General features: G+C 41.1%; 12 protein-coding genes. 3 read left to right on the forward strand and 9 right to left on the reverse strand.

Annotated features, from left to right (window positions below):
• The first annotated feature begins 97 nt into the window (after positions 1–97).
• Positions 98–1,426 carry a sigma-54 interaction domain-containing protein gene (locus tag GARC_RS11415; protein WP_407636166.1) on the forward strand — a complete coding sequence of 443 codons (1,329 nt, stop codon included), beginning with the start codon at positions 98–100 and terminating at the stop codon, positions 1,424–1,426.
• A gap of 71 nt (positions 1,427–1,497) precedes the next feature.
• Positions 1,498–2,799, forward strand: a complete 1,302-nt coding sequence (locus GARC_RS11420) for a cystathionine gamma-synthase family protein (protein ID WP_007620064.1) — start codon at positions 1,498–1,500, stop codon at positions 2,797–2,799.
• A gap of 128 nt (positions 2,800–2,927) precedes the next feature.
• Here the strand turns inward: GARC_RS11420 and GARC_RS11425 are convergent, their stop codons facing one another.
• From GARC_RS11425 to GARC_RS11445, 5 genes are all read right to left on the reverse strand, one after another.
• Entirely contained in the window at positions 2,928–3,179 is a 252-nt protein-coding gene (locus GARC_RS11425; protein WP_007620066.1) for a YdcH family protein, read from the reverse strand.
• 129 nt (positions 3,180–3,308) lie between these two features.
• A complete protein-coding gene (locus GARC_RS11430; RefSeq protein ID WP_007620068.1) occupies positions 3,309–4,244 on the reverse strand; it encodes an META domain-containing protein in 936 nt (311 codons plus the stop codon).
• A gap of 252 nt (positions 4,245–4,496) precedes the next feature.
• Complete coding sequence (locus GARC_RS11435; RefSeq protein WP_007620070.1) at positions 4,497–5,195, reverse strand: SOS response-associated peptidase family protein; 699 nt, start codon at positions 5,193–5,195, stop codon at positions 4,497–4,499.
• Positions 5,196–5,276: 81 nt separating this feature from the next.
• Positions 5,277–6,386: a GGDEF domain-containing protein gene (locus GARC_RS11440; RefSeq protein WP_007620071.1), complete on the reverse strand. Its 1,110-nt coding sequence runs from the start codon at positions 6,384–6,386 to the stop codon at positions 5,277–5,279.
• Between the two features lie 326 nt (positions 6,387–6,712).
• Positions 6,713–8,104: an MFS transporter gene (locus GARC_RS11445; protein WP_007620072.1), complete on the reverse strand. Its 1,392-nt coding sequence runs from the start codon at positions 8,102–8,104 to the stop codon at positions 6,713–6,715.
• Positions 8,105–8,385: 281 nt separating this feature from the next.
• Here GARC_RS11445 and GARC_RS11450 point away from each other — a divergent pair, with 281 nt between their 5' ends.
• Positions 8,386–9,807, forward strand: a complete 1,422-nt coding sequence (locus GARC_RS11450; protein WP_007620074.1) for an SLC13 family permease — start codon at positions 8,386–8,388, stop codon at positions 9,805–9,807.
• Between the two features lie 70 nt (positions 9,808–9,877).
• On the opposite strand, the gene GARC_RS11455 is transcribed toward GARC_RS11450, so the two are convergent.
• From GARC_RS11455 to GARC_RS11465, 4 genes are read right to left on the reverse strand one after another with little or no spacing between them, the layout of a single operon-like run.
• On the reverse strand, positions 9,878–12,907 hold the full coding sequence (locus GARC_RS11455) for a sigma 54-interacting transcriptional regulator (protein WP_007620075.1): 3,030 nt from the start codon (positions 12,905–12,907) through the stop codon (positions 9,878–9,880).
• A complete protein-coding gene (locus GARC_RS27570; protein ID WP_264370920.1) occupies positions 12,904–13,290 on the reverse strand; it encodes an EAL domain-containing protein in 387 nt (128 codons plus the stop codon). The genes GARC_RS11455 and GARC_RS27570 overlap by 4 nt, the downstream gene beginning before the upstream one ends.
• A complete protein-coding gene (locus tag GARC_RS27300; protein WP_264370921.1) occupies positions 13,283–14,674 on the reverse strand; it encodes a two-component system response regulator in 1,392 nt (463 codons plus the stop codon). Before GARC_RS27300 ends, GARC_RS27570 begins: the two co-directional genes overlap by 8 nt.
• Entirely contained in the window at positions 14,664–19,193 is a 4,530-nt protein-coding gene (locus GARC_RS11465; RefSeq protein ID WP_039989398.1) for a two-component regulator propeller domain-containing protein, read from the reverse strand. The genes GARC_RS27300 and GARC_RS11465 overlap by 11 nt, the downstream gene beginning before the upstream one ends.
• Positions 19,194–19,251 lie beyond the last annotated feature (58 nt).

A 19,251-nucleotide genomic window follows, 5' to 3' on the forward strand; every position in this document is an offset into this window, starting at 1 on the left:
CTTGTGATGGGTCTTGGGACTTTTTTTCCGTAAAATGTTTGAAAAACGCAAGGTTTCATGACATTTTTGACAAACAATGGAGTAATGAGTGTCAATTATGACAATTATGACAATTAAAGAGCCAAGCTTAAATATCACTGTTATACAATCGATGATCAACGCCATCGACAAACCAGCCATATTCATCACTCCTGATTATGTCATCCAAGCCGTCAACCAAGCTTATAAAGAAACCTACAAATCAAAAGTGGTAGTGGGTAAAAGTAAATGTCACGAAATCTCACATAAAAATCCAAAGCCATGTGATAAATATGGTGAAGATTGTCCACTTCAACAATGTATATCGTCAAAGCGAGCCGTCAGTGTGGTACATGTTCATGCCACTGGAGAAGGTAAATCTTATTGCGACATTTTAATGAAACCTATTATTGATGAAGATGGAAACACTCTAGGCTTTCTGGAAATACTCGACAAAATCAACTATGCCTCTTCGGAATCTGAAAAAGGCAAAATGATCGGCAGTTCTTCAGCATTTAAGTCAATGCTCAATAAAATTAACCGAGCAGCACAATCTAAAATTGCCGTTTTATTGCAAGGGGAAACAGGATCCGGCAAAGAGTTAGTAGCCCAAGCAATCCATGATGCTAGCCCACGTAACGAAAAGCCCTTTGTGGTCATTGAATGCACAGGATTAAGCGAAAGTTTATTTGAAAGTGAACTCTTTGGTTATGAAAAAGGCGCTTTTACGGGGGCCATTAACAGTAAAAAAGGGTTAATCGAAGTAGCAAACAGTGGCACTGTTTTTTTTGATGAGATTGGCGATGTGCCACTGAACATGCAGGTAAAACTATTACGATTACTCGAGACTCAAAGCTTTAGAGCTGTTGGCGGACTAAAACAAAAACGTTCTGATTTTCGTCTAGTTTGCGCCACCCACAAAAACTTATTGGATTTAGTCGAAAAAGGCGAGTTCAGACAAGACTTATATTATCGAATTGCAGGATTTCCGATCATGTTACCCTCACTAAAAGAGCGTGCTAAAGATATCCCTGAACTGGTGCGCCACTTTTTAAAACACTCTGAACATCAAAATAAAAAGTTTTCTGAAAATGCCCTAGATAAATTATGTGGCTATGCATTTCCAGGTAACATTAGAGAGCTAATAAGCATCATAGAACAATCGGTTTTGTTGGCGAACGAGGACATTATCCACGCCAATGATTTACCTGATGTCGTCAGGCAATTAACTGACACTAGTAACTCAGCTGATGAAAAAATACATTCTCTGGATGAAGTTGAACGCACATATCTAACCAAGCTATGCAACGAATTTACGGGAACACCAGATGAACTCGCATCTCTTCTAAATGTGAGTACTCGTACCCTTTATCGAAAATTACATAGGTTTGGCCTAAAGCTAGCTTAGTGTGTTTGCTATGATATTGATCCGATGGAATTCCACTCATATAACTAAATCTACAAAGAGAAAAACAGACAATGACAAACGACGGAAACTACAAAAAAAGCAAAATAGGTAATCACCGACTCAAACCTGAAACAATGATGATGTCCTACGGTTATAATCCACAATTATCGGAAGGCTCCGTTAAACCACCTGTTTTCTTAACTTCCACATTCGCCTACCAAACGCCGGAAGAAGGTGAAGAGTCCTTCCACATCATGGCTGGTCGTAAGCCTGCACCTCAAGGTAGCCTAGGCGGCTTGATCTACAGTCGCTTCAATCATCCTAACGTAGAAATCGTCGAAGACCGTCTGTCATTGTTTGAAGGCTCAGAATGCTCCGTAGTCTGCTCCAGCGGCATGGGCGCAATCAGCGCTATATTACTCGCATACTTACGCCCTGGTGATGTGATAGTGCAAAGCGCACCTCTATATGGCGGCACCGAAACTCTGATCCGCAAATTTCTGCCTCAATTCAATATCGAAACCGGAGAATTTCATGATGGTTTGGATGAAGACGACATGCTTACTTCGCTGCGTAATGCCGGCAAAAAAGGCCGAGTCGCTATGGTATTCAATGAATCACCAGCTAATCCGACAAACTCTCTGGTCGATTTCGAAGCGTTAAACCGCGTGTTAGACACCATCAAAACAGAAACAGGTCATCGCCCAATCAGTGTCTGCGACAACACACTCATGGGCCCAATATTCCAACAAGTTGTGCCTCAGGGCATAGATATGGCGATGTATTCTCTGACTAAATATGTTGGTGGTCACAGTGATCTTGTTGCTGGTGCGGTTTGTGGCAGCCTTGATATGCTGCGCGCTGTTCGTGCCACACGCGGCACTCTTGGCCTCAACCTTGACCCGCATACAAGCTGGATGATATCCCGTTCACTAGAAACCTTAAGTATCCGTATGCAACGTGCCGCCGACAGTGGTCATAAAGTGGCGCAATGGATCGCAGATAATGCTTACATTAATGCAAAAATCCTGCATCCTGATTTCATCAAAAACACTGTTTATCAAGCTGTCTATAAACGTCAATGTTCGGGGCCTAGCTCAACCTTCTCTTTTGTTCTGGACATCTCAAAATCAGACGCCTTTCGCCTGATCAATAATCTGTCTATTTTTAAATCTGCCGTTAGCTTGGGGGGCAGTGAAAGCTTGGTTTGCCACCCAGCTAGCACAACCCACTCTGGTGTATCTGCAGAATTACGTGATAAATTCGGGGTAACTGACGGACTTATCCGACTATCAATCGGCTTGGAACACCCAGACGACCTTATTGCCGATCTCGACAATGCTTTTCGCTTAACCTTTGCGGCAGCAAAATAGTAGCAGCAGACAGGTTATATTTTGACATTATTTATGTAACCTGTGCTCAGGTTACATAGATCCCCTTTTTTCATCCGTGTGAATTGCGATGCAATAAAGTCTAAATAAATACCTAAAAAAAAACCAGATTAAAGTGCGTCTTCTGTTTTGATTACCAAGTTAAACAACTCATCTTTCAGATGGACCCGACGCACCTTTAGTGACTCCAAATATTCATCAGCTACTGGCTGGCCATTTTCCTCAATAGAATGTATTTCACTCGCTAATTCATTATATTCGTCAAACAATTTGGCAAAATGATTGTCGTTCATTTTAAGATGGCGAATAGTGTGTTTATGTTCAGGGAAGTCATTGACTAAAGTATGTTTTTCTAACTGCATTGGCGATTAACCTTGTATGTAATTTTGTTTCAGGAACACCATTGTATTAAGTCTAATTTTACATATGTTGATCCAAATCATCTTTCCAACAAGGAGCTTTATCCAGAGAATTTTAAATACGCAAAGGTGTTACCAGAATACCATCGAGCCACTATCGTATTTTAGTTCTAATATCAGCCGACCTTTACTCGTAAAAAAGTAAGAGCTGACACTAGCTAACATCTTAGCAAAAACTTGTTCTTGAGAATCTTTACAAAACATTCGTGTCGATAACATTTGGGTTAATTCTATTTGATTGTTTGCGACGCTATATTGGCTCTGCATAGTGTTACAGTCAGTGTTAATCAAAAGTTTGCCATTTTCTTCGAATCTAAGACTAAATACCTTGGGTGATTCTGGCTTATGGACAGTGTCATTGTTGTATTGTGTTTTTTCCCAGTACCAAGTTTTCATGCCTAAGGTCATCACTGCAGGGTTAGCTTCCCCTTCAAAATTTTGCTCTACTTGGATCAGTTGCATGGTGTCGGCATCGTAAATAGCCGCCTGTTTTTTGGGAATAGAGGGAGATGTTGAATAAGGCTCACTTTGCAAACGGTCCAAAAATGCAACTGACACTCGGTTTGCCACAACTTGAATTTCTTGAGGTTTAATGCGATCCCCCAACAATAATCCCTTACTGCCCTTATAATGATTAGCTTCACGGATCGCCACCACCAGATAATAGAAAGTGCCACTACCACCAGCATTTTGACTTAAAATTAGAACCGCGTCTTGTTGACCATCTGCATTTAGGTCCGCGAGTTTCGGCGCTCCCCATACTTGGGTTATGACCTTACTGGAAGAGTTTGGTGCGGCACTTTGCTCGGCATAACCATTAACAAGTTGAATATCACTGTGGTTAATATTGAAGCGAGTGTTAATTGGACTAGGGGCAGCTTCTGCAATTTTTACCCTTTGGTTTCCATCATATTGACAGGCTTGGGCAAACACCAAAATGAACAACAACCCAAGAAATTTGAACCGCAAACAACTAGATATCATACCTATAAAAACACTAATACTCATCAATCTACACCTTTTAAAAAACAACCTAAAATCAACCATAGATTTACCTTTATTCTCCCCCTGATCTTAACGCTTAACTGTTTAAGGGAGCCTGCGAAGTAAGAACTGATAAAAACACAATCATCGGTCAAACCTATGCCTTTAGCAATACGTAGGTTAAGTACCTGAGCTCAGGATAAGCCATTGAATAATAATACTAGTGTGGCTCTAAAAAGTGATTGGGAATTTCAACGTTTCCAGAATGTTGGACCTTTAATTATCTATTAGGTCAGAGGTTAATATCACTGGATTAAATGATTGATAAGGCACTTTATCTTTATAGGTTTTAACCCGCTGTACTTTTAAAGTTGGATATAAGGTTGCTAAGTTAAGTACCTTATCTATTTGTTGGTGTTGGTGCACCGACTTGCTCAGCCAAAGTTTCAAAAATTCATCATTATTGGGTAAAAAACCTGGAAAGGCTTTATCGTGATAAGGCTCCATTTTAGGATGTGCATCTCTGGTGATGACTGCACAGCTATATCGGCCCTCACTAAACTTGCGATATAACGCGCCCAGCACAAACACCTCATCACTCTGCATATAATATTGGTGTTTGGTTTTTCCCACAACTTTAGACTCACCTATGCCCGTTGCTAAAACAATAGCGCGGTTATAGTGCAGTGCATCTTGCCAATAAAGACTATCTAGGTTGCGGGCATTAAATGTGGTGCGTGTCCCTACCTGTAAACCTTCAAATGAGTCTGAGCAGTCAAACCACCAAGTCGCTGCAACTTGTTTCAGTTCGCCATTTTCCTCTATGACAATATCTATGGTTTTATTAGGATCTTGACCAAAAGCCGGATAATAACGCTTGAACATCTTTGAAGTAAATTGATTAGCAATTTCACGCTCAGGAAACTGCATGACTGGCTGTTGGCGTTCTCCGTCTACTTCTATGTATCCGCACATGGTTTATCTCAACTTATGGGGAAAAGGCAGTAATTAATTGTCTAGGATTACACCTAAAATTAAAAAGATACATATCAAAAATCAATTTGTATGAATCTTGACTAGGTTTCTTCCTTCATGTTTTGCTTTGTATAGGGCTAAATCGGAATATTCTATGAGTTGCCTAGAATCAATATTGTGACTAGGTTGAATACTTGCCACTCCAATACTCACAGTAACTGGAAATGATTTTCCATCAACATGAAAAGGACTATTTTCAATTTTTTTGCGTAACACCTCAGCTATTTTTTCCGCTTCATCACTGTCATTTTCTAGTATCAATAAAACAAACTCTTCGCCACCAAATCTAGCGGCTAAGTCGGTTTCCCTTTGAGCAACTTGATTAATAATCTCAGCGATATGCACTAAACAGGCATCGCCGATTAAATGACCATAGTTATCATTAAAGGCTTTAAAATGGTCCACGTCTATAAGTAGCAACGATAACCTAAGATTCAATCGGCTGGCGTATTCCCATTGTTTTTCTAACTCAATGTTAAAATATCCTCGATTATAAATATTCGTCAGAGCATCAATTTTACCATGCCTTTCTAATTCATTTTTCTGTTCATCGAGCATCAATTCTATTTCAAATGAACGAATATACTCTTTAGATGAACGAACACCCATCATCGCAATAAACCCAAAATACACCGCAATCATACCTGCATAAGGCAACTTTTCGTTGATTATGACGCCAGCTACTATTGATGGAATAAGTAATACACTTAAATTGACTAAGGAAAACTTTATTCTAGGAATAAGTGCGACAACTGCACCACTGGAAATGCCTCCCATAGCCAGCATAGTCACGTGAAGAATTGGAGTAAATCGTTCATCATATATAGAAAAGACAAAAAACGCGCCCAAAATACCTGCATGACACAACGACAAAGACATAAATAATAAACGCCATAATTTGGCTGAGTACTGGTAAAGTCTCTCGGTAAACACTCTGTGGATCATTCTCAGAATGCTAGTAAAAAACATACCAACAGCGAATATTGTGCTCAACATTGGTTGCAATTGATAAAAGTCAAAAGGCCAAAAAACCACTGGTATTAAAAGAGCATAGACCACGACTCCTGTCATAGAGCGGCTCAGTAAATCCATGTCAATTCGTTTTTGAATTGTTACGTCTTTATCAATCAATAGTTTCTTCGCTTTAGGTTAGGATCAATAATCAATTCGATTTTACTCTTAAAACAAAGGCCATGCCCCAGTAAACAATCAGGCTAGTGTTAACCCAACAATAAGTAAAGCGTACTCAAACCAGGCTACTGTTCAAAATATGAATTACTTGGTTTAAATACTGTAATAAAAGTGTCTGTTTTGTTCAAAGAATTAAAGATGACATAACGATATTTTAAACCTCAACACTATGTACCAACAAACGTAAGTTTTCAGACAATTATTGACCTTCAATAATGGTATCTCCTTGGCGATTTCCCCATTGCTATAGCTGCAGATTATGAATATTAAGCTATGCGCGACTTACCACGGAAAACCGAAATCCCACAAGCTACGACAACAAATGCCAGAGACATATTTAATGCCATGTCAACGGTCTGGATCAGTGCTGGGATCTGTTCTTGGTTAAGCTGAGCATCACCTATATAATAATGCACCATAAGATTCACCATACTCATACCAAACAAATTACCTATGGTACGAGCAAGATTCATCGTTGCTGAAGCCACACCTACCTCATGAAGCTGAACCGCGCCCATGATGGCATTGTTATTCGGCGTAGAAAATAAACCAAAGCCAACCCCAATCAGTAATAACGAACCGACAATAAAAGTAATACTGGTTTCAGTATTCATCAGACTCAAAGTCAACATCCCACAAGCAACAATCACACAACCAAGGGTGGCTACCAGCCTTGACTGAAACCTATCGGCCAACTTGCCCGACATAGGTGCCATTATCGCCATCGACAAGGCCTGCACTAAAATAACCTGCCCTGCTTGTAAAGGGCTAAGACCTTTGACATATTGCAAATACAAACTCAATAAAAATATCAAGGGAACATTACTGGCATACATCAACAGTGAGGTGCTTAAGGACATGGAAAACACCCGACTCTCGCGAAACATTTGCACACGAATAAGTGGCCGGCGACTACGGCTCTGATGCAACACAAAAGACACCAAACTGATAACAGACAATGCTAGCAACACAAAACCCCAAAGACTCGGCAAGATACTTAATCCATAAACTAAGGAAGATGAAAATACAGCAAAAATACCTGTTCCCCACCAATCGTATCGTGTTTTTTCAGCATTTTTCCATTCACCTGACAAGCGCATTTTCATTAACACTAAAAGTGCGATAACTATAGGTACTTGGAATAAAAATACCGAACGCCAGCCCCATAACTCGGTGAGCCAGCCACCTACAGCTGGTGCTACTGTTAATCCAACATAAATACATGCCGCCGCGATCCCCAAAGCAGCGCCTCTTTTATGTGCAGGTGTAACCGAGGTAATAATTGCTACTCCGGTACCAAAAATCATCGCCGATGCCCCACCTTGCACAAAACGCCAAAACAGCACCCACTCAATGCTAGTGCCCATGCCACACATAAAAGACGAAAATGCATTTAAGGCCAGCCCGTAGGCATAAACTCGCTTTCTGCCATAATTGTCAGCTAATTTACCAGCTGGCAGCATAAATATTACGCTGCTCAAAATAAACAATGTGGGTAACCACGACACCATCTTGGCATTAGCTTGTAAATCAGCGGCTAAATCTGGGATAGCGATATTCACAGACGCCATGCCCAAAGGCCCAATAATGGAACCCAGACACACAATGATTAAGGCGAATTTGGCGACGGCTGATTTTTCAGTGGCAGATTCTGACAAAACGAAGAGAAATCCTTATTATCTATATTTAATAATGATCATACCCAAGGAATACCCCAAGTACAGGGTTAACATCACTTTGTTTACCCACTTAAGCTCCTAAAGCAGTCGTGTATCCCAAAATCATAGAAAATTAAAGACTCACTCCTGTCCTAGCAAATAAGGGAATAAAAATGCAATGGGTGGCTTGGTAAATATTTCAAGGGGCGTTACGCTTGCGAAATTGAAAATAAGATTTAGCAAACGCCAGTAATTTAGGCGTAATAAGATAAGGCATCTTAATGTCAGAACCAAAATCAGATAACAGTCTTCGTTCCACAGGTGAAGAGCATTTATTAAATAACACCTTTCCAAAGGGTACAGGAAAAGGTCTGCTGATCGTTGCCATGGCGGCGCTTACCAGTGTGGTTATTTATCATTGGCTTCCTTTTGACATAAATGCCAATAAAGGCCTGGTTATGTTGTTCTTTATTGGTGTGTTGTGGTTAACCGAAGCATTACACGTGACCATAACCGCGCTGTTAGTAGTGATAGTAGGCGCGCTAATTGGCATACCAAATTTTAATGCAAAAATTGGATTACAAAGTTTTGCGAGCCCGACTATCTATTTATTTTTCGGAGGCTTTGCCTTGGCGGCAGCCTTACATGTGCAGCAACTAGATAAAAAAATTGCCTTAAAAATATTATCGATGTCAGGTGGCAAACTAAATACCGCGGTATTTTTGATATTTGCAGTGACAGCGTTTTTATCGATGTGGATATCGAATACAGCGACCGCCGCGATGATGCTGCCATTGGCAATTGGAATTTTAACTCAGGTTGACCGCAAAAAGGATAGAGGCACCTTTGTATTTGTACTTTTGGGTATCGCTTACTCCGCTAGCTTAGGTGGTTTAGGAACCATAGTAGGTTCACCGCCAAATGCACTTGCGGCCAAAGCTTTGGATCTTTCATTTGTTGATTGGATGAAGTTTGGTATTCCCATGATGTTAGTACTTTTGCCGTTGTTACTAGGCGCCATGTATCTTGTCCTTAAACCGAATCTCAATCGTAAGGTTACTTTTAAACAAGAAGAGCCTATTGCCTGGACTAAACCAAGGGTCGTGACCATTATGGTATTTATTTTGACTGCCTTGAGCTGGTTATTCTCAAACAAAATTGAGGCAATGTTCGACCTCTCCGATACAGATGCCATTATTGCGTTGTCAGCAGCCGCAGCGGTAGTCAGTTTTGGATTAGTTTCATGGAAGAAAGTATCTGACAATACCGACTGGGGCGTGCTGATGTTATTTGGTGGTGGAATAGCATTATCAACAATTTTAAATGTTTCAGGCGCTTCTTTAGTTCTGGGAGAAACCGTCGCTAACGGACTTTCTGATGCACCGCTCATTGTCATTATGATTTCGATATCAGCATTTATTATTTTCTTAACTGAATTTGCCTCCAATACAGCCTCAGCCGCACTATTAATTCCCGTATTTGCAGCGATTGCTGAGCAAATGGGATTACCGAACGATGTACTGGTATTGGTTATAGGTATTGGGGCGTCTTGCGCCTTTATGTTGCCAGTGGCAACACCACCCAATGCGATAGTCTTTGGAACTGGTCTAATTAAACAATCTGAGATGGTGCGAACCGGCGTGGTGCTCAATATCATTGCAACATTGACAGTAGGCTTGTGGGCGTATTACTTTTTACTTTAGTAATGATACCCCATAAGAAACCACCGAATGACTTGAAGTCCTAAGCTAAACAGACACCATTAAATCAAGCTTAAGGTATCATTTGAGTTTGCTGAATAATTTTACGTAGAGTTGGCTGGGTCACATTCAATAGTTTAGCTTTTTGTTGCTGACTAACGTCTCGCTGCAGCACTATTGAATGCAGTGATGCTTCGATTGTTTGCCATAACGTACTGTGAGTATTGCCTTGTAGGGCATTATCTAAAAGCCGGTGACAGTTCACTGCCATTTCCTGAAGCTCTGGATGTTCAAAAACCAATTCATTTAGCTTGGCATAACGTCGCCGTATCGTTGACTCTGATTGGTTAAGGTGTAGTGCGACTTGATACAAGCTGCCCCATTTAACGACACATCTGGATAACCAATGTTTTTCTAACCAGTTGCTGACCGAAAACATCTCAGTCTGCTGAACTGCCACGTCCACTAAGTTACTCATTAATGCAGAAATTTGAGTTAAGTCGTCTTCCTGCGAATTCGCCATGACTGCAAGGCCCGCATCCGCTGGAAGAGTTATATTAGTAGTCTCACTTTCTTCAGTTTCCTGTTGCAATACAAGATGCTCCGGCCCCACATAATGACCCGAACAAAGGATCACTGCGCGCATCATACAATTTTTTAGTTCTCGGACGTTACCAGGCCATGAATAAGTGCGTAATTTTTCCAGTGCCGCCTCGGAAAAGTCGCTAATATCCTTTTTATACTGCCGATTAAATTTGCGCAAAAAGTGCCGAGACAATAACACGGGATCCTCGCCGCGTTGCTTCAGGGCTGGCAAATTCACGGTGAATACGTTGATCCTGTAATACAAGTCAGCACGAAAACGTCCTGCAGCTACTTCGTCTGGTAAATTTCGATTGGTCGCGAGAACCAAACGTACATCCACTTTTCTAACTCGCTGGTCCCCTACTGCCACGAAGGTTTTTTCTTGAACAAATCGCAATAATTTTGACTGAATATCTAAAGGTAACTCCCCCACTTCGTCAAGAAATAATGTGCCGCCGTCAGCCTGTGCAATTTTACCAGGTTGCGTATTCGTTGCTCCCGTAAATGCTCCCTTTCTGTGCCCAAATAACTCACTTTCAATAAGGTGCTCAACTATTGTTGAGCAATCAACGGTAATAAAGGGCTTATCTGGATGTAAACTTTGGTTGTGTATCTGCTCAGCAATCACCTCTTTACCCGTACCAGACTCACCAATAATCAACACAGATGCATCGGTAGGAGCAACAAGTTGCACTTGATGCATCAAGGTGCGCATAACAGCCGATTCAAATAATAACTCATGGCCGCTAGAATTATTCGTATCCGTCACCGAACGTCTATTTTGTTCTTGCTCAAGAAGAATAATGCGATCTAGTGCGGCGGCTAAATTTGGTGAAATTTGCTCAAGCTGTTCACTACATTTTTGAACTTCATGTTTAGCTTCAAGTGGCCAACAAACCACCAAAACCGCCAAACATTGCTCTCGTGTTACTAGGGGAATGACCACACCCGCAGTGGATGTAAGACCTGCAATTGGTTGGATTATATCCCTTTTAGGGGAGCCAAGTTTAATACTGCTTTGTACCCAATGATGAATTTTTTGGACATCAAAGGTAGCGCTAGTTGTACTGCAAGATAAATTGCTTAAATCATTACCCTGTTTCATATACAAGCCCGCAAATTCGCTTTGCAAACCAGAACTCAATAACTGACAGACTTGGGTGGAAAATGAATCTAATGAGTGTGTGCTGCCGATTAAACGAATAATTTCCCACTGCAAATTCATTAATCTGAAATCATCATTAGGAGCTTCAGAAAATTTCCCACTCATACGGTCTAAATTGGCTAAAATATTGGCATCAAATTGAGGTTGCCAACTAACTAGTTTTCCGCCGCCTACACTGCGCGCAGCTTGTAAGGCCGCATTAGCCCTTCGAAATAATTCTAATGGTGATTGCTCACCCAATTGCTCTTCAGCTTCCAGAGTGGCTAGGCCAAAACTAAAGGTTAATTTTACATTCTTGCTTGAAAATGACTTACTGCGCAGCACCTGTAACATGCGAGCAGCCAAAATTTGTCCCTGTTGTTCATTTGTTTCCGGTAAATGGGCCGCAAATACTGCACCGCTAAAACGACTGGCAAAGTCGTCGTCACGCAAAACCTCATTCATGCTTTGGATGATTTCACTCAGCACTTGATCACCAAGATCACGACCATATACCCGATTAAACTCGGCAAAGTCATCAGGATTAACTAACAATAGTGAGACCGGTGTTCTTCGTTTATTCTGTTGTTCAATCCATTCATGACTCTGCCAACTAGCGACTTGGCGTAAAATGACTATGCTCTCGTTGTTGGGTAAAGGACCTACAAAGCCGTCGACCATCATTACCGTGTTATGCAACTGAATAGGGAAAGGCGGCAATCTGGTCATAGAGTGGGTATGGCTCAAGTCAGCCAAAATATGCTGCATTCGGTTTTTTGCGGTTCTTGATGGAATATGTAAACTATCGAGCCAATTTTGTCCTATCGCACCAGGTCCTTTGCTGCGCATCAAAGACATTAACTCTAGATTAATATCAATAATGTTACCCTGTGCGCTTAAAGTAAGTGACAAATCACCTAGGCAATTCGACAACAATGTGAGCTTATGCTCTACATACTTCTTGTCCTGAGTAATCTTGTTCTGCTGTTTTAGCAGTTGCAACAACACGGTCAATACTCCGCAAGCTCGCCAATCAACAATTTGATGTCCAGGGTTTAATTGACTGACTTGCAACCCCGTTGTATCAGCAGGCAACCAATAGACTTGGCGCTCTAACAATGCATATTTTGCGGTTAATAATATGGCATCGTCTAGATTATGACAGGCCACTAGAAGGGGTTGTTGTGAGTTCAACTCTAATGTTGCAACATCCTTATTAATTGTACTGAGCGCAACAATCTCAATCTTAAACTCGGTGTTAGTAACCAGTCTCTTTAATTCAGAAGTGAAGGGGCTTTTTAGCTCTTCCACATAAAATAAAATACTTTCTAGATCGTCAGCAACAGGCAAAATGACATGAGTTTGATTAATCATTGTGGCATCAAATGTTTGAAGTCTTGTTGCAACAAGGGGGAAATAGATTCTGCCGGCACAGGCCGCGAGAACAGATATCCTTGCAGCAGTAATTTTTTAGTGTTTTGCAAAGTAGTGATCTGCCCACTGTATTCGATACCTTCGGCAATAACGCTCAAATTTAAGCTCGACGCTAAGGCTAAAATAGCCTCGACAACGGCGATGTCATCTGGAGGAGAATTGATATCACACATAAAAGAACGATCAATTTTAAGTATATCAATAGGGAATTTCTTCAGATAACTCAAGGATGAATACCCAGTACCAAAATCATCTACTGCCAAGGTAATCCCCAAAGCTTTTAATTCTTTTAGTCGGGCAATATTTTCTGCAGCATCACTCATAATTACCGACTCGGTGAGTTCTAATTCCAACAAGGAAGCCGGTATTTGAGACTCTAGCAGCAATTTTTTTTATAACTTCTGGAAAATCAGACTGCTTAAATTGATGTCCGGATACGTTTACCGCCACTCGAATGGCATAACCGCTATCCAACCAAATTTTGGCTTGTTGGCATGCATGTTGGAGTATCTGATGGCCCAATTTGATGATCATTCCGGTTTCCTCGGCAATGGGAATAAATTCATCCGGAAAAACAGGTTGCCCCTGGGGGGTTATCCATCGGGCTAAAGCTTCAACACCAACGATACGTCCACTTTGTGCGCAAATCTGAGGCTGGTAAAAAGGTATAACTTCATTATTGTCCAATGCCTTGCGTAAGTCTTGCTCTAGCTGTAGACGAGCAGCCGCTTTGGAGTTCATAGATTCTTGATAAAATCGATAACAACAGCGTCCAGATTCCTTTGCAAAATACATAGCGGTATCAGCATTTTTAAGCAGGGTTTCGGCGTCATCTCCATCATTAGGAAACACAGAAATACCGATGCTTGGGGTAATCACTACTTCAAACTGTTCTAATTGAAACGGTGTACTGAAACTGCGGATCACTCTTTCTGCCACCAACATTGCTTCATTAGGAGCGTTTAAGCGACTCAGAAAGATCGTAAACTCATCACCTCCAAAACTGGACAACTGTGTCCCTTTTGATCCCTCATCGTGATTTGTACGGGCAAACATATCACTGTCCCTTAGATTTGCCTGTAGCCGATTCGCCACCTTGCGTAACAACTTGTCACCATAACTATGGCCCATGGTATCGTTGATACGTTTGAAGCGGTCAAGATCAATAAATAACATAGCGGTTTGGTATTCATTGCGCTTAGCCATCGCCAAATGACGTTTTAAATCTTGCATTAAGTACTGACGGTTAGGTAAACCAGTTAAGGTGTCGTAAAACGCCAGTTGATGAAGCTCTTGCTTCTGGATCACCAAGTCCGCAAAAGCCTGGCTGGCTCGTAATATATATTTAACTCGCTCCCCAAGAATTGCCCATTTAATAGGCTTCGCGATGAAATCAGTGGCCCCTACTGCGTATGACTTATGGATTGACTCCAAATCATCTGAGCCAGTCACCATTATAATCGGAATATGTTGGCCTTTTTCATGGGCACGAATGTATTTGCACACCTCAAAGCCATTCATTTTTGGCATAGATACATCTAACAAAAGTAATGCTGGATTATGTTTCTCGAATTGTTCAATTGCCCTTTTGCCATTTTCAGCTTCTAGCACTTCAATCGTATTGCTAGAAAGGGTTTCTTTCATTAAGATCCGCGCAGTGAGGTCATCGTCACAGACTAATATTTGAATTTTCGCTTCATTCAACATGTCTGAACGTCTCCAATTTTTCGCAACTAATATTAAAAGTCTCCTGAATGCGCTGCGACAATAGATCAATATTGTCAGTTTGAGAATTTTTCATTTTTTGTTCGAGATCCTTGCTAAATTCAAACAAGGCTTTGGCTCCAGCATTACCAGACATAGATTTAAGGGCATGAGCGATTTCACCAACAGCAGCAAAATCAGGTTTATCAGCGTTAACCTGCTCTTCAAGCTCAAAAACAAGTTTCTTGGCCTCTTGGGTAAATGCATCAAGCACCCGGTCGAACACCGGATTGCCCGTATCTTTAGATATTTTTAACAAGGCCTCTATGGTCCCAATATCTAATAAATCTAATTCATTTGCTGGCTGACCCACAGATTGCCCTTCATCTACATCAAGTTTGATATCGATATTTGGCTCTTGCTGTTCCTTTATTTGTGAATTTTTTGGACCAAAGGGCATAGCTAAAAATTGAGTTAAGGTTCGCTCTAATTCTTGCAGCGAGTAAGGTTTAGACATAATTTCATTCATGCCCGAATCAATACATTGCTGCCTCAGGTTATCTCCCATGCCAGCGGTAAGTGCAACAATAGGAATATCCGGCCAATTTTTACGGATTTCCTTAGTTGCAGCGTAACCGTCCATTATTGGCATCTGGCAATCCATTAAGATTAAATCCGGTTGCTGTAAATTTACCTGTTCAACGGCTTCGGCGCCGTTATCTGCTAACCATATTTCACAACCCAACAGTCCCAGCATGCTCTTAGCTACTTCTTGGTTGGTTAGGCTATCTTCCGCCACCAGAATATTAGCCTTGAAATCTTGATGATTACGGTGTTCTTTATCGAGACGATCCTGATCATCATTTTCAATGCCTAAGGCTCGACATAAGCTTTTCTGTAAACCCCTGTAATGCATTGGAAGAGGCAAAATATTACGGTTGTCGTTATCTTGCCATTGTGAAGTAGGCAACAAACATATCCAGTTCGCCAAAGAGATCCCCGATTCTTGTAATGCAGTTTGGTATTCAGCTTGGCTGATCCACAAGCCGTTTTTTGCGGTTGCCAATTCTGTCTTTATTCGTGAAACGTGTACCACTTGTATTTTTAATTTACTTAACATGGTTTCAATAGATTTACCTAGGCCGCCTGATAAATTGACCAGATGTACAATGGGACAGTCTACAATAGGCTCTGGCTCAACCAATGGGTTGTCAGTAAGAGGTAAATCAACTTCCAAACTAAATCGGCTGCCTTCACCAACATTTGATTGCAACCTTAAGTTCCCTCCCATCAGGGCGGTTAATTGTTTACAAATAGCTAGGCCTAACCCTGTTCCGCCATATTTTCTGGTGGTAGATGCATCAGCCTGGGTGAACATTTCGAACACTTTTTGCTGGCGATCTGGCGCCATGCCGATTCCGGTATCTTGTACACAAAAAACAAAACCACTGTAATTGACATCACTGGCTATTATCTGTGGATTTCTACTGTAACAAGCCACACGTTTAATACTGACATTCACCTCGCCACTTTCGGTAAATTTTATGGCATTACTGGTTAAGTTTGCGATGATTTGCCGCAATCTTGCAGGATCGGCATAAACTTGCGGTAAAGTTTCATCCGATAAAATCGCATTAATTTGCAAACCTTTGTTATAGGCAGCTTCACTAAATAAATCACATACCTCTTCGAGCAAAGCTTCTAAGTTAACGGGCAATGATTCTAAGGTTGCTTTACCCGCTTCTAACTTTGAAAAATCCAAAATGTTATTTAGCAAGTCGAGTAGTAATCTACCAGAGCGATACACCAACTGCGCAAAGTGTTGTTGTTTAGGTTTCAAATCTGAACTTAATAACACTTCTGTCATACCCAGCACGCCATTCATAGGTGTGCGTATCTCATGGCTCATGATCGCTAAAAAGTCACTTTTTTCTTTACTTGCTTGTTCTGCAAGTTTGCGGGCTTTGTCGGTTTCTTCCATAGCGTGTTTAAGCTGCGTATTAGCATGACGTAACTCTTTGGTGCGTTCTTCTACTTTTTCTTCCAACTCGACTAAATGTTGCATTTCTCGTAGTCGTTTTCGACGATATCGCCATACAAAATTAAGTACAATTAGCAACACAAATAGTGCATATAGGCTATAAGCCCACAAGGTTTTCCAAGGAGGAGGCAAAACGTGAATTGGTAGATCTACCCCTTCGGTGTTCCACAAGCCCTGATTATTACTGGCCTGCACTTTGAGCACATATTCACCGGATGGCAAATTTGTAAAAGTCGCGATACGACGGTGTTCTAATTCAATCCAATTTGGATCCAATCCTTCAAGTTTATAACGGTATTCATTTAAACCAGGGGAGTTATAATCAAGGGCAGCAAACTCAAAGGAAATAAAATAATCTTTATAATCCAATTCTAACTTTTGTAAATGCTGATAAGGCACGTCAAACCATACCTGCTCATTAAGTTTTTTAACACGCACCAAAACCACAGGTGGTATAACAGCACTGTCTTTGATGTCATCAGGGTGAAAGCGCACTACGCCGGTATTGCCGCCAAAATACATAAAGCCTTTACTATCTTTGAATCCCGCGCCGAAATTAAACTCGCTATTTTTTAACCCTTGTGAGGTATCAAAATGTCGTACTTTTCCGGTATCTGGGTCTAACCGCGTTAAACCCGCGGTGCTGCTTAACCATAAATTCCCATTGTCATCATCTAGGATGGCGTAAATATGACTGCTTGGTAAACCACTAAAACTATCATAATGAGTAAACTTATTGTTCAAGGCTGAAAAGTCTTGAGGGGTCCACTTATTTAAACCACCACCTTGGGTTCCTACCCAGAGCTGCGCCTTTGGATCTTGATGAAATGCCCAAGCCATTGAAGCCGAAAAACTATCAAAATTTTCTGCTTGGTGCTCAATACGGTCGAAGTCCAAACTTAACGGATCTAACATATTAATGCCCAACCCAGTGCCCACTACTATTGTACCGTCTACAAGTTGATAAACAGCTAAAACCCGGTCACTGTTGAGACTTCTTGGATTATTTTCGTCAAAGCGATAATGTACAAAATTATTTGCCCCTGCGGCTAGATAGTTCAAACCACCACCAAAGGTTCCTACCCAAACGTTGCCTTGATGATCGGGCAAAATACTAGTGACGCCGTTAAAACTTAAGCTGCTTGGATTTTCTGCATCGTGTACAAAGTAGTCAATTTGCATGTTGTCGACATTTAGTCGTCCTAAGCCCCCATTCCGAGAGCCAAACCACAATATGTTATTATCACCGCGTACTGTCATTATTCGTGCGTCTCTAAGAGCTGGTTCACTATTTTTATTAATGACCTCCTGCACTTCACCATTGGTATTTAACCGGGTTATCCCGCCGTAACTGGCAACCCAAATAGCGCGTTCACCTTTTGATGACAGGGTTTCTGCAAACCCCAGAATAACGTTACTAGCCAAGCCAGTATCGATATGTTCAAAGGGCACCTCTATACTTTTGCTAATGCCATTGTAGGTACCAAACCACATCAAGCCCGATGGATCTTGTAAGATTGACAATACTTTATTGTTAATCAATCCATCATCGACTTTAAAAGTAGTAAATTTAGTTCGTCCATCCCATAGACTTGCCCCTACATCTGTTCCAAGCCAAATACGTTGCCTTTGATCTTGATATATAGTGTGAACTAGATTCGCTGCGAGACTATTTGGTTGTTCATCATGATGTTCAAAAGTAGTAAATTTAATGCGTTGTGGATCCAGCACACTCACACCAGCATCAAAACTGGTTAGCCATAGTCGCTGCTGCGCATCGATGAATAGCTTAGTTAAACGGTCGCTAAACAAAGGTTCGGGTGAGTTGCTGTGAATGCGTGTTAATTCTTTATTTTGCTTATCAAGCTTGAGTAAGCCGTTACCATCTGTCGCTAACCAAATATTACTGCCATCTTCAATAATTGATGTTACCGCAGCACCTTTTTTCAAGTTGGGCAAAAGCACACGGGTTTCGAAGTGTTCAAACACCATATCGTTTGGGTTAAAGCGGCTAAAGTTACCATCATAATAACCCAGCCAAATATAACCCGACTTATCAAGGGCCATACTGCGGATTTTGTTAGATGTGGGTGTTATAGCTAGGTTAGAACCTTGTTTCAAAGCAGAGAATGTTTGCTTTGCAGAATTGTATAAGTTTAGTCCACCACCGTCTGTAGCAACCCACAAACGTTTACCATGATCCTCCAACACCGCGCGCACATTGTCAGAACTGAGTGAGTCAGATTTGCGCGAGTCATGTATAAAACTAAGCAGCTGATAGCCATCATAACGACTAACGCCTTCTTGAGTCACGATCCACAAATAACCGGTACTGTCCTGATAAATCTGGCGCACTGTTTTTTGTGACAATTGGTCACTGAGTTCAGCGGGAGTAAAACTAAAGTTAGGGCTCTGTGCAGCGTGGATCGTAATACTGCAGAATAGGAAAAATACGAACCAAAATTTTCCAGTTGTAAACATAGCCAAATAACGTCTTATTCTTTTAATTATAATAATCTAGATTAACGCAAAGACTTTA

Source organism: Paraglaciecola arctica BSs20135 (assembly GCF_000314995.1).
Lineage (GTDB): Bacteria > Pseudomonadota > Gammaproteobacteria > Enterobacterales > Alteromonadaceae > Paraglaciecola > Paraglaciecola arctica.

Excerpts from the sequence above, each read along its gene's own strand:
- GARC_RS11415 (WP_407636166.1), top strand. The coding sequence starts at position 98 with ATGACAATTATGACAATTAAAGAGCCAAGCTTAAATATCACTGTTATA.
- GARC_RS11420 (WP_007620064.1), top strand. The coding sequence starts at position 1,498 with ATGACAAACGACGGAAACTACAAAAAAAGCAAAATAGGTAATCACCGA.
- GARC_RS11425 (WP_007620066.1), bottom strand. The coding sequence starts at position 3,179 with ATGCAGTTAGAAAAACATACTTTAGTCAATGACTTCCCTGAACATAAA.
- GARC_RS11430 (WP_007620068.1), bottom strand. The coding sequence starts at position 4,244 with ATGAGTATTAGTGTTTTTATAGGTATGATATCTAGTTGTTTGCGGTTC.
- GARC_RS11435 (WP_007620070.1), bottom strand. The coding sequence starts at position 5,195 with ATGTGCGGATACATAGAAGTAGACGGAGAACGCCAACAGCCAGTCATG.
- GARC_RS11450 (WP_007620074.1), top strand. The coding sequence starts at position 8,386 with ATGTCAGAACCAAAATCAGATAACAGTCTTCGTTCCACAGGTGAAGAG.
- GARC_RS11455 (WP_007620075.1), bottom strand. The coding sequence starts at position 12,907 with ATGATTAATCAAACTCATGTCATTTTGCCTGTTGCTGACGATCTAGAA.
- GARC_RS27570 (WP_264370920.1), bottom strand. The coding sequence starts at position 13,290 with ATGAGTGATGCTGCAGAAAATATTGCCCGACTAAAAGAATTAAAAGCT.
- GARC_RS27300 (WP_264370921.1), bottom strand. The coding sequence starts at position 14,674 with ATGTTGAATGAAGCGAAAATTCAAATATTAGTCTGTGACGATGACCTC.
- GARC_RS11465 (WP_039989398.1), bottom strand. The coding sequence starts at position 19,193 with ATGTTTACAACTGGAAAATTTTGGTTCGTATTTTTCCTATTCTGCAGT.